Raw genomic sequence first — 13788 nt, 5'->3', positions numbered from 1 at the left:
ATATGCTCAAGTGAGCTGATCGGGTTTAACATTGATTAACTTTTTTTTGGTAAATAAAGATTACTTAACGTTAGCCAATATTCTCCTTCGGAATAAAAGACTACTCCTGTGGCAGGGACAAAAGGAGATTTAGCATTCAATCTAAGAGCATCAACGGCATATCTTGGAGGCAATGCTTGTGGAAATACTCTCTGGGCATGGAATATCGTCCCGGTAGGCAAAAGTATCTTTTTCCCATAGATCAAAGGACTTATCAGGACAAATCCTTCTTTCGAGGGTTTTACTTTGAGTTGAGATGCAGAGATAAGATAATCAATTTTCTGGCAATCAAGGTTTACAGGAAAACGGCCAGACAGCGAAGGATGAATAGAACAGCTACTTAAGCAAAAAAGTAAGAAAAAATTGTTCAGTATTCTTAATACAGAAATATCGATGTTTCCCATCATTTTATAATTAGGACAATCACAAAAAAACTAGCCCAAAGACTAATTAAAAAAGGGGAGATATTTGATTTGAACAGAAGTCGAAAGCTTTCACAAAAATTAATCTCTAAAAAAAGGCCTACTCTCATTGAAAGGGGATTGATCAGTGGTTTTGAATGGACATTTCTTTTTAGCCTCTGTGCTAAAGTTTTCGACAAATTGACTCTTTTAATAGTATTTCCTCTCCTGTATTTTTCTTGGTGTGTCTTCTGGGAATTGAGGATCAAAAGTCGGCCTTTTCATCGGATAATGGGATTAAAAATTGTGCATGAAAAAACTAACCTAAGGTGGGCACTACTAAGAGGGCTGTTACGAATCATTTTTCCTTTTGTAGCTTTGGGGCTTTTTAGGGTAAGCGTGTTAGATCTATTGAGCCAATGCCGTTGGGAAAAAGTTGATCCTGTAGGTATAAAACGCCTCAAATTTAAAATACACAAAACGATTAATGATTTTCTTGAGCGGCGGATTGTCTTAAGGAAAGTATCTGATCGATAATTTTTATCTCCCGGATACGGCTATCTTTTGTTTTTTCAAGTTCTTCATTAGTCAGTCTGTGCAAATCTGAGACATGTTGGAGTCGACTCTCAGAACGCATTTTTTGGATGTCTTTAAGAAGTTGATCCCTTGTTTTTTCAAGTTCTGCGCATCGAACTTGAAGTCTTTCAATTTTTGCTATCGCTCGCTGATTTTCTTCCGAAAACACTAAAAGCGTTCCTTTAAGTTCTTTGAGTTCTTGTTGAAGGCTCTTAAGACTCTTTTCGATGATTTTTGATTCATCATACCAGGGGCACCATTGTTCAACGTTATCTCTGGTTAAAAAAGGGAAAGATTCCTTAGGAATCACATAAACTCCTCTAAGTAGATTTCTAACCGATTGAAAAGAAATCCCTGGAATGGATAAAAACCCTGGATCTTCTTTTAAAACTACAAGAAGCTCATTATAAAGGATCTCGTCAGTGTTTTTCTTTTTTTCTTCTTTTGAAGATATTGGGGAAGAAGATAAAAATCCTAGATATAGAATGTAAAATAAAAGAGAAGTGTTAGACAAGATACAGCCACAAGCCTCAAGATAATAGCAATAGGAATAATGGGAATAAAAAATGCTAAATTTACCCATAATGACAATGACTGTTATCCATAAAAAAATATAAAGGGCTTTTTTCTTTGAGCTCTGAGCCAAAAGGCTATGAAGCCATAGGGGAAGAAAAGTTAAACCATAAAGTATATTCAAAGGATATTCTAATGCTTGAAGCTTTGGTGCAGGAATCTTAAAAAAATAAAGAAGCAATCCATAAATAAGGAGAGAATAAAAAAGATCCATCTTAATTTTCCTTATTGAAATTTTTTTTAAAAAAGGCTTTTATAGGCTCTTTTCAGATTACAACTAATTTAAAAATCAAAAGAAATAATCTGCTAAGGAGTATGAAAGGTTCATGAGAGGAAAAATCGGACAGTTTCTTTTTGATGGCATGATCACATTGCTCGCTGCTATTGCTATTGACCGGTTTTGTCCAGAACCACTTAGAGGCTGGTGCAGAAATGGATGGCAGATTATAGGCAACGCTATGGAAGAAGTTGTTCATTGGATTGGTCGATTATTTCATTAATCCTGGATGTCTTTAGCTTTTGGAGAGTTTTTATTTATCCCAATTAAAATTCTTTTGAAAGAGAGAGTCTGGCGACAATGAAAAACCTCACTCCCTAAAAAATACTGATCGGATCGCACCTCCCATATAGGATAATAATATCTTAAAGCTAAAACAGGCCTAAAATCCATTGGGACTCTATCCATAATTTGCAACCATTCTTTTTTAAGATCTTCATTATCAGAGGGTAAAGGAATAGTTTTTTGACTAGGAATAACTTCATGAAAGGGATCTCCAGCGTCATTTATGGGGGAGTCTAAGCTCATTAATGTAAGATTATTTTCAGAATATCTTTGAGTAAATTCTTCTTGGAACTGTGCGTTTTTTTTCTTTTGATAAGAACTGATCTGAACAGTTTTTGATTTGTGGGCTTCAGAAGAAATTTCATTTTTGATCCAGTATAAAGCATAAGGGGGAAAAGGATGGGATAAAGAAGGATTATATTTTTCTAAGGCTCTGTAAAATCCAACGAGTCCATCACTAAATACAGCCTCTTTTATATTTAAGTTTTTCGTTTTTACTACCTTGTTAACTAATTCCACACCCTTAATGATTAAAGGATCGGTAACCTGAGCAAGGTTCAATCTTTTATTTCTCCATATTTTTGCTTGATCCCCCTTATCTTTTTCTGCTTCTTCTCTTAATCTATTCCACCACAATATATTTAATCGAAGTTTATCTAAAGTTGATAAAATTTTTTGAGCATTATTCTTTTTTCTAGAAAGAATTAATGAAACAAGAAAAACAACTTCTATAGCACTTATTCTTTTTTGTTTAGAAGGTTCATGGAGATGGATAATTCTTTCAATGAGAATCTTTTTTATTGAAGGAATTTCTAACAAAGCAAGTTTTTCTTCATGGAGAGCTTGTTGAAACTTTTTTATCGATTCTTTCCACCACTCTGTTTCATTAATCTCTGAACAATTACTTTTCATAATCTTTTTTCCTTTTACTATCGCTTTGTTGAGAATGACAAAAATGGGTAGAACAAAGAGGCTCTTTTACAATAATCCCTTTTTGAAAAAGGTCTTTTATCTTCTCGTTTTCTTTCATTTCAATTTCATTCATTTCTAACTCAAAAGAGGAAAGTTTTTCTTTTAAGGCGAGAAGATGCAATATTCTTTTTAATCTATAATCGAAAATTAAGTCTTTGTTTGAAGAATAATTACCCGTTCGTGATTCCAAAAAATCTTTCAAAGACCAATAAAACAGAGCAAAAGCTTTTGCATAGGGATCTTTGATTTCTTTATGAGATACAGCTGTAAAATAGTTTTCAAAAAAATTGTTTATCCCCCCCACAATCTCGCCACAAAACAGATCCATGGCATTAAAAAATTTCTGAGTCTGTTGAGATATTTCAGTTTTCTTTTTTCTAGGATTAATCAGTTTTAGAAAAAAATTGCTTATGTCTAAGGGTTTAACTGGCTGAACATACTCGAGAAGAATTTCTCCTTTCCAATTCGCTATTATCCTACCCCTTGGATCGGTTTTAACCTTGTAGTATCCTTTTGCAATCCACGGATTATTTTTATCTTTTGGAAGTTTGTTAAAAGATCCAGGAAATGATAATAAATTTGAATATTTAAGCTGCTTTTCATACTTTTCATAGTAAAGCTCGCTGAGAGACTGGAAAAGAGAACTAAGTTGCTTTCTTTCTTGCCTATCAAAAAAATGTTGCAGTTGAGTGGAAAATTTTTTTATCCAATCCAACTTTTCCTTATCCAAAAAAAGGATCTCTTCGGTGCTTTTTTGAAGAAAGTTTTCTTTTATGGCAGAATCGTTTTTTCCCTGGCGATCAATAAAAATAAGTTTTTGTTCCCATTTGTCGTCTGTACAAACATCAGCAAGCATGGAAAAAAGAAGAGCTTTTTCTTTAACTTCATAAAGAGTATCGGCTGAAAGCCGTTTCTTTAAAGCAGTTATTATTTTATTATAATTCGGACAATTATTCTTTTGAATGGCTTTCCTCATTTTTTCAATCTCTTCGTAATTCAGGGAGTGTAAAGGAAGCCAAAAATAGTTTTCTTGATCATTTCGAGTTATAAGCTGAATTTCATTTCTGCCTAAAAGAGCAAAGCCGTTAAATTCAATCATATCATTACTTTTATCTTTCCCTTTCATTTGGAATTTTTGATGGAAGAGAAAGGTTTTGAGCATGCTTATTTATGTCTTTCGTATCATGTGATTTGCCTGAAGTATGTAGAAAATACTGAGTAGGGTTTTTTATTCGTTCAAGTTGATGAAACTCGGGTTGATAAATAGGAAAACATTCTTGAACAGTCTTAAATGCAACATAATTGAAACGTATCGGTTTCATTATCTATTTAATAGGTCGATATGAAAAAAAGAACAGATTTAGTTTATTCTTCAGATATGAAAGATTTTGCTCCTAGCCTGATCTTTCCTGAGGGTTATATCGTAACAGATATCGCTGCAAAAAGGGTAGTAGAATGTGCTGTTCATTCGATGGGAGAGGGGACTGAACTTTCAGCAGTTTTGCTAGATGGTCCGCCTGGGGTCGGTAAAACCTTTTTAGGCAAAGCGGTTGCCAAGGCCCTGAGTGCAAGACTGCTTTTATTTCAATTCTTTCCTGGTTGCGGAAAAGAAGAACTTCTTCGAGACAAGGCCATAGATGGTAGCATCTTAGCTGGGATTATTCCTCTAGCCGTTTCTTCTTCTCAAGAAAATAAAACTGTTCTTATTCTTAATGAATTAGATAAAGCAGATGTTTCCGTTGATAGTTTTCTTCTCGATTTCATAAACGAATCTCAAATTTTTGTTCCTCAATTAGGAGGGGAATTAAAAGCGAATAACAATAATCTTCTCATCGTTATTACAAAAAATGATCTGCGGGATGCTACAGAAGCCTTGCTCAGGAGATGTCGTGTCATATACATGAATTGGCCATCTGTAGAAAATGAAATAAAACTGATTATGAAGTACAATCCCTGGGTGACAAAAAAATTATGTACAATTTTTATTGAAACAGCAAACCAGTTGCGCAGACATCCAGGTGTAAAAAAAAAGCCTTCACCCCCAGAAATCGTTCGACTCATCAGCGATTGTTGGCGCATCCGTAATCAGCAAATGTCTCTTTTAGAATGGAGCCAATTCTTGATTGCAGGCATTTTACCGTTGCCTCAAGATCGGAAATATCTCGAGCAAAATCCGATGTCGATGGCTGCAGAAGTCAGAAGTGAACTGGCAGAAATTATGACTCAAAAACATCCAAAAATCTGTTCTAATGGAAGATAAATAAAAAGTGATCTTTTAAAAGAATTTGTTAGAGCATGTTTTTTCTTCAATCTACGAAAATATTGCTGGCAGAAAATCATAGAGAAAAATTATTCTTTTTCTCATTTTTTCTTTTCATTGAAGAATAAAAATCAAAACTATAACAACTAGAGCAAGCAAGACGTGATTCTAACAAACAACGCTTTGTGTTGGTCTTTATAATTACTCTTTTTCGTTCACCTCTCCAGAATTTAACCTAAATCTCAACATTACATATTCGTCTCTGCTTGAGCCGTAGAAGGCAGTTGACTCTGTATTTCATTCAAATAATGTGAGGCGGCCTGTCCTGCTTCTAATGCTGCTTTTTCTTTCATCATCTCGATAATATGAAGTCTTTCGAGCAGAAGCTGATAACGAGTCTGCCTATAATTTTCTATGTTATTTTTTAATCTTTCTAAATATTGTTGTTGATTACTGATCTGGTTGACCACCGTTATTTCAAGCTGGGATATTTGGGGTATGGCTAAGAGATAATTTTGCTGACATTGCATCCTTAAGGATTTAAGATTAGCTTCCAGTTGATTTAATTGTTGAATAACATTCAGTGTATCTTGATATAATTGAGCATCCAGCCTTTCTATAGCGACATTTTGCTGTATTCTTAGCGTATTTGCCTGTATTAAAAGCATATAGGATTGATAGGACTGAGGACTTATCCCTGTCACTAAAGTTCCCGAACCCCAACTTGGAGAAGTAAATTGAACAGGAATAATTTTTATTTCCTCCCTTTGATGTCCTACTTCACATAAAGTCTTCTTTTCTGAAGTGAAGTCTTTATTATTAAAAGACAATAGGGAGGAGTAGGGGAAAACAGCCTTGTCCGACCTTTCAAGAGGTATAACCGGTTCAGTTGGTTTTGCTCTCAACGAGCATTGCACAATTTCTTGTGCATGATTTTGAACAAAGGAAAACAAGAAGTTAGATTTACTTCTTTGGTTGGACTTTATCAAATAATCTTCTACAGCTCCAAACGCCCCAGCCGTATAGATATCAGAAAGATTAGGGCTTAATCCATAGGCATTAGAATAATTATATCCATTAATAGGACTATAAAAACCATTGCGTAAAGAGCCACTGTTTATCCAGAAAAGGAGTTGCTGCAAAGCATTGCCAGTCCACATCACAGATTGGTAGAGAGGATCGCTGAGAGTCGATGGTCGAACCAAGGCATTAGACCCAATAATCATGGCTTGTCCCAGAATAGCAGGCAACAGAGAACCTAAGGGAACTTGTGCATTAAGATTATTTGGAAAAAAATTTTGTGCGCCAAGAGTTGCCCAACTCAACGGTCCAGCTAAATTCGACAGACCCCCAATGTTATTAAACAGAGGATTTGAAGCCATATACATGGGAAAGAAATTCATCGCCATAAGCCCTAATCCTCCCGCTAGAGGACCCCAATTACCACTAGATGCCATGAAAGGTTGTGCAAGAGAGGATGCAATAGCAAATTGTTGAGGATTAAGAGAAATGAGCATAAATGGGGGATACGCATCTAAACCAATAGGAAGGCCCGATAAACCCATTATGTTTCCTACATATCCTAATCCCATTCCGTTAAATTGATTCCCATCAAACTGAAGACCGTAAGGAAGTTGTGTAAGCGCGGTATTTAAAGCGAAAGGCTGATTTTGCCCTAATGAAGGGAAAAGAGAAGAGGAGCCCAAAGAACTAGAGTTGTTATCATAAGGACTTTGTGGAATATGGACTTGAGCAACAGCATTTCCATAGGCTGTAATAGAATTAATAGAAGCCAACTGCTGGCTTATCTGCTTAGTACCAGAAATCATCTGATCAATATGTTGGATGTGCTCATCGTTGTCTCTGACAATATCTTGGATGTCGTGCAGCCTGTTCACAATGTAATTCATCGCTTCAGCTGCACTGCCTGAAAACCCAGTTATATTTGCAGGATAACCTCCACCAGGACCTACTCCAGGAGCCCCTGGAGCTTGAGGATAATTTTGACTAGGAGGAATAATAGGAGTAGAAGGCTGTTCAATACTGGTTGATAACGAGCTAATAAAGGAAAAGAACAGTACTAAAAAAAAAGGTTTTAGAAATATTTCTTGTTTTGTTTTTTTTCATGGATTTTTATAAGTTGAATACTGTTTTTTTATCGCTTCTAACCTGAATCTTTTGTTGGTAAAATCTTTGGGTAATCTTTCAAAACTAACAAATCGAAAATCCCTTTTTTCCCAACTCGAATGAAGCAGTACACAGCTTTCTTGTAATTTTTTACAACAATCCAATAGCTCTTCTTTTAAAGGATGATCACATTTCTGAATAAATTTTATAGAATGGATTCCTATCTCTTTCTCTTCAATAGGCATAGATAACATAATCGAACCAGGTTTCTTGGGATTATCGATTACAAACCACTCTTCCCAGGCCTCAGGTGCTTCATCATACATTTGAGCCCATAAGGGGTAGTCTCCCTCGATAAGGCTAAGAAAAAAATCTCTTTCAACAATAATAGCTGGGAAAGCAGGTTCATTATCAGCACTTCGAGGTAGATCTTTTCCTAGTCTTTGATAAAAATAGGCTTCAAAAAGAAGAGACCTATAAGAAAGAGAAAAGGACTGATCTTCAGGGCCATAATCATTATGGTTTAGACTCAGATCCTCTGGAAATACGATCTTTGAAAGATCTTTTTCTTCTTTTTCTTCTGTTCTTAAAGTATCATTATCTTTTAAATGGTAGATCATCTTTTTGTTCATTTTCCATTTCCTCCAATTTCAATGAATCCCTTCTCAAGCATGGTAGAAATATCCTGGATAATCATATCTAAATAGCTTCCTGCATGATTTAAGGCTTGATTTCCTAAAGAAAAAAATCCCTGGACTATAAAATGAACGACATCAGCAGTTGTTTTATTTCTTAAAAAGATTAAAGAGAGTAAAAGAGGAAAAGAGACGTAGCTAAAAAGGAGAGGAGCAGCATCTTTTTTATAATCTTTTTTAATATTCATATTAAAATAGTGTAACGATATAAAAAAAGAGTGAGCGTTTATTACATCCCCTTTTTTGATCTTATAAAATCGGTAAATCGCTGTTTAAGCTCGGCTTGGAATTCCCCTTCTTTGACCATAGCCCATATTCTTTTGGGAGTACCGATATATCGAGAGTAAAGATGGGATAATCCAAGAAAAAGAAACGAAAAAAGGGCAACGTCAAAAAGAAAAACCAAAAGATCGGCTTCTTTCCGAGAATGAAGGAAAAGATAGAAAAGAGCAATCGGAAATGTCTCAAGCAGTTCCCAGAAATTAAGTTTATCTGTTGAAAACAATAGGTGATCACCCATAACCGTCAGCACCCCGCTAATTATACAAAGCATAAGTAAACCGATAATATGGAGATTATTATTATGAACGGATGGTTGAGGATTAGAGAGTTGATCGAGCATAACTTTCCTTTCTTTCTATCTGGGTATAAGATGAAGCAGAAATTGGACTCTTTTTATACTCTTTTTCCCAAATCGAGGATGCAATTTTACAATCGCTTCACCATCTTTTAAGCGAGTAAATACGTGGGAAGGATAAAGGGGTTCTTTACGAAACTGGATTTGAAAATCTTGATGAGCGATCGGTTTGGATAAATCAAACAGAAGTTCTTGGGTTCCTCGGTAAAGATAGCCATCACTTCTTTCAATTTCACCAAAAAGTCTTGAAGCATAATCGTTTGTTTCTAAATGGTTATTTCTTAGAAATATGATTGTTGCGGTATTGGTCAGAATCGACTCAATTTCAGATTTCGTCATTCGCGATTCTAACAAAGCCAAAGACTGAAAAGCGATAATACACCCACATTGGTATTCTCTTGCTTTATCAAAAAACCCTCTTTCTCCCGTCCAATCTCCTGTTGTAACAACCGTAGCAAATTCATCGCAAAGATAAATGATTGGCCTTTTCTGATTAATCAATCTATCACCTGTTTTAAGTTGCTTTCTCGAAAGTACAGAACGGAAAAAGTCAAGTTTTAAAAGAATGCTAGCGACTTTGGCAGAATTTCTCCAACGAGAAAAATTCATATCGAGAACCAAAATTTTTCCCTTATCTATCAACTCACTAAATTTTAAACTTCCTTGGGGGCTGACCATACGGTCAAAAGGAGGCTGAGTCAGCAGAGAAGTAAGGACAGATACCGTCATACCAATGGAACCTGAAGTTCTTTCGTTGGCAATATTCAGATATTCTCCCTTAAAATAGAGATAGATTTTATCTGAATAGGGATCCTTTCCATAATGATGAAGTACTTTCTCATACATAGCTAGCCATTTCTGAAGTGGACCATATTCAGGGGAAGGTATCTCAAGACTCCTTGTGACATTGAACATGATTAAGAGTTGATCTATCTCATCGATAAGGCAAAGACAGTTTTCCCAAAGTTCTAAATGAGGATGAACACCTGACTTAAAGGATTTTAAAAGTTTTTTAAGCCGCGTTGTGACTTCGGAACAAACAACAAAAAAATTGTCATAAAATTGGTCGTTTTGAGAATAAGCAAAAAAAGCGCTATGAAAAGAGCGTAATCCATCTAAAAGAGAAAGTAAGCTTGAAGAACCAAATTGGGCTTTGGACCTTTGCTCCCCATTTAAGCATTTTAAAATTTGTTCTGCCTCGATTTTTTTTAATAGCCTTTGTTCCCTCTCTTCTTCACTTTCAGATTCTGTCGGGTTTTTATTCGCTGCATAGATTTCTTTGATCTGTTTTTTCCATCCGTTGAGAAGATTTTCTATTCGATTTACGAGACGATTTGTTTTTTCTAATCCATTAGCGATTTTCTCCTTATATTCTTTAAGGGCTGCTTCTGCTGATGTTATTTGATTTTGGTTTGCAGGCAGCCCTCTATCCATAACAAGAAGGTTGAGTAAAGGAAAGGAGAGTGGAGGTGGAGGTTGCTCTATAATTTTATTTTGTGCAGCTAAAACTAATTCCCTGTGCAGTTGAAAAATCGAATCAAACAGTTTTCTTCCAGCAGCATCCCAAAATGGATCTTGACTTGTTCTTCCATCGTCTATGGCCTGCTTTAAAGTAATCATTAAATCTGCAAGTTCGGAAGGAAGAGAATCTGGATCATTAAGCGGATCAATTGCAAGATCATGGTCGGGACCAAAATAAAGAACATCATTTTCTCTATCATATTTTCGTGCTAGCCATTTGACCATCTCGGTGAGCTCGCTTTTCCCATCCATTATAAAACCAGCAAATTTTAACTCTTCTCTTAGCTCATGATTTTTAATATCAGTAGCCCTGAAAATGCTCTCCAAAAATTGAGTTAGAACAAATCTTGTTTTCCCCGCACCAGATCCACCTAAAATGCTAACATGAGAATAAAGATCTTTAATGGTTAGTGGATTTCCAGATTCATCGATAAGTTTTTGGGGCTCATTTTGAACTCTAAAATACAATTTTCCAAAATCAGAAAGACTTATAGGTTCTCGAGGCCAATATGATCCAAAGGTTTTTTCCGCAACAGTCAACCTGCGTTTTACATACTGTGTACTGTTGCCTCCTACAAAAGCTTTTTTTAATTGTTCAAGGATTTTCACTTCATTTGTATTAATAGGTTGGTTCTTTTTATAAGCCCTATATTTAGTTTATGAACTATGAAACAGGTTGGCCTGAACCAATAAGAAAATGGGCTATTGCAGTCTCTCAGAATCTTATTGAAGGTTTCTGGATAAAAGCCTATGAGGAATTTTGGCCTGATCGATGGCCCGATGGATCAGTTGTTTATAGTCAGGAATCAGAGACAGGGGAATGGTTTCTTTTACGCGAAAATGCCTGGAATAATTATGGATATGAAAATTTTGAACAGTTTGCTGCCGCTCTTCTCTCAAAAACAATACGAGCGGACTCTCCTTCAAAAATTCTCATGGTTGGATTATACCGAAATCTTATTGGGACGGGATTTTTAAGAGCTATTCGAGGATCGATCTTTTCAGATCAGAAACTCATTATGAATTTTATCGTGGTTAATGAAGACGAATTTCAAAAAGTTCGGTCGTTGGCGCATAAAATCGATTTTTCTTGCCGTGTTCAAAGAGAATTTTTTTATCCTGAATTATTAGAATTGCTTAGGAAGATTATTTTTTCACCCGATAATACAAAAATTAGACTTCTACGCCTAGGAGTTTTCTTTGGATTTTTTTGTGTCGCGATGTCAATTATTGCCTTGTTTTGGAAAAAGGGAATATTTTTAGCTATTCTATCACAATTTATCTGCCTTTGGATATTCTGGAGAATTGGAAAAGAATATAAGAGTTAAGGGTTGCTCTGTTACTAAAAGGAGCGAGAAGAATTTGTTTCAGATTCAGATGAAACAGCCAAAAAAGGAATATCTTTACGGGTCTTATTCAATGACTCAATGAAGTCCAAAGTTGAATAATTATCGCTTATAAAAATATAGGGATTTTCTTCTTCATTAAATAAAAGATGATAGGGAAGGAAAAATTCCTGAATCTTTTGAACATGTTTGTTAAATAGAGCTGGATTATCCACAAAAGCGTTTCTCTTGCCAACAATTGGAGCATAATCTTCTAACCAAAACTGAGTTGTTTCGAAATAACACCAACCTAGAATCGGTGAAAAAGGATGTCCCATAACGCTCTGGCTCTCTTTTGAGAGATGATTTTTAAAGTAAAAATAATTTTGTAAAAAATGCCCACAGGACTCTATAACTGCATGATTAATAATGGCACAAGCCACAAAAGAATAATGCCATGAGGTAGAGAGGCTTCCATAGAAAGGAAGATTTTTTTCACTTAATCGATCTACTGTCATACTGACACCAAAAAAACTAGGAAAAGAGGGATAAATGGAAGCAAAAGAACAAAGAGATTCAATTATATCATTGGGAATACGTATTACATCTGCTTTAAATAAACGAGGCTCGGCTAAAAAGAAATGTAAAAATTTACCAGGTTCAAAATAAGAGGGGAAAACGGTTTTAAATCGAAAAGATTCTAAAACATGAGAGGTGTCTTCTGAAGGATTCATATTAATAAAGTAGAAATAGACAGAAAAAACATGAACGAGTTAAATTCATTCTTATCGCACAATTCTAACTATCAGACTGGAGAGGTTATCCAGAAAATCCTTTGGGAAAAAACTATAGCCAAGTTCCATAAAATTCTGCCTGCTATCCCTGAAACACTATTAACTTATGAGTCTCATCCCAATTCTCATGCCATTGAATCAATATTTTTAGAAGGAAAATGGCTAAACTTAATGGTTCATCCTCAGAGTTGGCCTAAAAAACTACTCGAAATTTATTTTGAAGACCTTCTAGTTTTATTTCCTTCTTTAAGGTCTAAGACCTTCTCCGAGAGTAATCTGCAACCTGTTTCTCTCTGTCAGTATGTAAAAGGTTGTAAAAATAAGAGGATGGTTCTTGAGAACAGGGACTGCCCTTTTAATTGTTTAGGAATATGCGCTCTAGGAACTTTTCAAAATAAATCGTTTGAAGGTGAGTTCCTAAACAATGTTTCAATTGGGTATTACTTAGGACTGACCAAACGTCAAGTTATAGATCGTTTAAAAAAGGCGAATACTTATCTCCGAAAAGAAATTAAAAAAACACGTGCCTTTTATGAACTGATATCAAACAAGGGTTAAGTTTTTGATCTATTCTTACCGAACTTTCTGATGAGTCTTCTGTTGATCAAGCTCTGGAATTAAAGAATTATAATTATAATTAGGGCTTAAGCCTTCAGCTTTGAAAAGAGGAGCTTCTTTATGTTCTCTCTCAATCTCTTTCAATCTCTCCCTGCTTTCATAGGCTTTTTGCCAAAATTCCCCCTGAATCAAAGGTCCTTTGCCTATCTCGGGTGAATTCCAATAAGAAGGTAAAGTTTCTTTTTTTTGTTGTTCTATGCTTATTTCAGTGTTTTTATTGGGAGTTAGATTAGAGTTAGAATAGCAAAAGCTGCATCGCTCCTCCGAAAGTTTTTCTGCTTTTTCTCCCAAGCTTTTGAAATCTCTGGTCATTAACCTTTGTTGATTTCTCTCCAAAAAGAATTTTAGATTTTCTCTAATCTCTTTTTGCTGCTCTGGTGTAGAGCTCATGGCTTCATTTAACCTTTCACGAGCAATAGTTTTAGTCTCTCCTATAGCTTTTAAATCCGACATTCCCAGCGCATTTAAAGGTTCAACGCTTTCTGGGGATTGAGTAGAAGATAATTTTTCTTTTTCATCTAAATGAATTCCGTGTGCATTTTTGTTATTGGATGAAGTCATATCTCCTGAAGGAGATAAAGTTATGGGGACATGTTGCAGGGATTGGACTTGAGCTGTAGGTTTTTCTTCGTTTCCACGATGAGCCATTAATTCGATCCGTTTTTGTTCATTCATTTTCTACTCCTTT

General features: G+C 35.3%; 16 protein-coding genes. 5 read left to right on the top strand and 11 right to left on the bottom strand.

What is annotated here, in order from left to right:
- Nucleotides 1-35: 35 nt before the first annotated feature.
- Nucleotides 36-446, bottom strand: coding sequence for a hypothetical protein (locus IT6_RS00995; RefSeq protein ID WP_134440827.1), 411 nt, complete (start codon nt 444-446; stop codon nt 36-38).
- A 66-nt stretch (nt 447-512) separates the two neighbouring features.
- On the opposite strand from IT6_RS00995, the gene IT6_RS00990 reads away from it, so the two are divergent.
- The gene (locus IT6_RS00990) at nt 513-977 is read left to right on the top strand and encodes a hypothetical protein (RefSeq protein ID WP_134440828.1); all 465 of its coding nucleotides are present in this window, start codon (nt 513-515) and stop codon (nt 975-977) included.
- Here the strand turns inward: IT6_RS00990 and IT6_RS00985 are convergent.
- Nucleotides 925-1803, bottom strand: a complete 879-nt coding sequence (locus tag IT6_RS00985; protein ID WP_242524261.1) for a hypothetical protein — start codon at nt 1801-1803, stop codon at nt 925-927. The genes IT6_RS00990 and IT6_RS00985 overlap by 53 nt on opposite strands.
- Nucleotides 1804-1915: 112 nt before the next feature.
- Between IT6_RS00985 and IT6_RS00980 the strand changes: the two genes are divergently transcribed.
- Nucleotides 1916-2089, top strand: coding sequence for a hypothetical protein (locus IT6_RS00980; protein ID WP_166792901.1), 174 nt, complete (start codon nt 1916-1918; stop codon nt 2087-2089).
- Here IT6_RS00980 and IT6_RS00975 read toward each other — a convergent pair.
- On the bottom strand, nt 2086-3063 hold the full coding sequence (locus IT6_RS00975; protein WP_206826946.1) for a sigma factor: 978 nt from the start codon (nt 3061-3063) through the stop codon (nt 2086-2088). The genes IT6_RS00980 and IT6_RS00975 overlap by 4 nt on opposite strands.
- Entirely contained in the window at nt 3053-4222 is a 1170-nt protein-coding gene (locus tag IT6_RS00970; protein ID WP_206826944.1) for a hypothetical protein, read from the bottom strand. Before IT6_RS00970 ends, IT6_RS00975 begins: the two co-directional genes overlap by 11 nt.
- Nucleotides 4223-4465: 243 nt before the next feature.
- On the opposite strand from IT6_RS00970, the gene IT6_RS00965 reads away from it, so the two are divergent.
- Complete coding sequence (locus tag IT6_RS00965; protein ID WP_206826941.1) at nt 4466-5383, top strand: AAA family ATPase; 918 nt, start codon at nt 4466-4468, stop codon at nt 5381-5383.
- 248 nt (nt 5384-5631) lie between these two features.
- On the opposite strand, the gene IT6_RS00960 is transcribed toward IT6_RS00965, so the two are convergent.
- From IT6_RS00960 to IT6_RS00940, 5 genes are all read right to left on the bottom strand, one after another.
- Complete coding sequence (locus IT6_RS00960; protein WP_242524260.1) at nt 5632-7293, bottom strand: flagellar export protein FliJ; 1662 nt, start codon at nt 7291-7293, stop codon at nt 5632-5634.
- A 213-nt stretch (nt 7294-7506) separates the two neighbouring features.
- Nucleotides 7507-8130 carry a hypothetical protein gene (locus IT6_RS00955; RefSeq protein ID WP_242524259.1) on the bottom strand — a complete coding sequence of 208 codons (624 nt, stop codon included), beginning with the start codon at nt 8128-8130 and terminating at the stop codon, nt 7507-7509.
- Between the two features lie 8 nt (nt 8131-8138).
- Nucleotides 8139-8393 (bottom strand): hypothetical protein, encoded by a 255-nt coding sequence (locus IT6_RS00950; protein ID WP_206826931.1) that lies wholly within the window; start codon nt 8391-8393, stop codon nt 8139-8141.
- 41 nt (nt 8394-8434) lie between these two features.
- Nucleotides 8435-8827, bottom strand: a complete 393-nt coding sequence (locus tag IT6_RS00945) for a hypothetical protein (RefSeq protein ID WP_134440834.1) — start codon at nt 8825-8827, stop codon at nt 8435-8437.
- Between the two features lie 15 nt (nt 8828-8842).
- Nucleotides 8843-10972, bottom strand: coding sequence for a type IV secretory system conjugative DNA transfer family protein (locus IT6_RS00940; RefSeq protein WP_206826929.1), 2130 nt, complete (start codon nt 10970-10972; stop codon nt 8843-8845).
- A 50-nt stretch (nt 10973-11022) separates the two neighbouring features.
- On the opposite strand from IT6_RS00940, the gene IT6_RS00935 reads away from it, so the two are divergent.
- The gene (locus IT6_RS00935) at nt 11023-11691 is read left to right on the top strand and encodes a hypothetical protein (RefSeq protein WP_134440836.1); all 669 of its coding nucleotides are present in this window, start codon (nt 11023-11025) and stop codon (nt 11689-11691) included.
- Nucleotides 11692-11705: 14 nt separating this feature from the next.
- Here IT6_RS00935 and IT6_RS00930 read toward each other — a convergent pair whose 3' ends face one another.
- Nucleotides 11706-12422, bottom strand: a complete 717-nt coding sequence (locus tag IT6_RS00930) for a hypothetical protein (protein ID WP_206826919.1) — start codon at nt 12420-12422, stop codon at nt 11706-11708.
- 30 nt (nt 12423-12452) lie between these two features.
- Between IT6_RS00930 and IT6_RS00925 the strand changes: the two genes are divergently transcribed.
- Entirely contained in the window at nt 12453-13040 is a 588-nt protein-coding gene (locus IT6_RS00925) for a hypothetical protein (RefSeq protein ID WP_134440838.1), read from the top strand.
- Nucleotides 13041-13055: 15 nt separating this feature from the next.
- Here IT6_RS00925 and IT6_RS00920 read toward each other — a convergent pair whose 3' ends face one another.
- Entirely contained in the window at nt 13056-13775 is a 720-nt protein-coding gene (locus IT6_RS00920; protein ID WP_206826917.1) for a hypothetical protein, read from the bottom strand.
- Nucleotides 13776-13788: the final 13 nt, after the last annotated feature.

The sequence above is a fragment of the Methylacidiphilum caldifontis genome (assembly GCF_017310505.1).
GTDB classification, from domain to species: domain Bacteria; phylum Verrucomicrobiota; class Verrucomicrobiia; order Methylacidiphilales; family Methylacidiphilaceae; genus Methylacidiphilum; species Methylacidiphilum caldifontis.
Note: the sequence above shows the minus strand (reverse complement) of the source record. Positions and strands in the feature narration are given on the sequence as shown.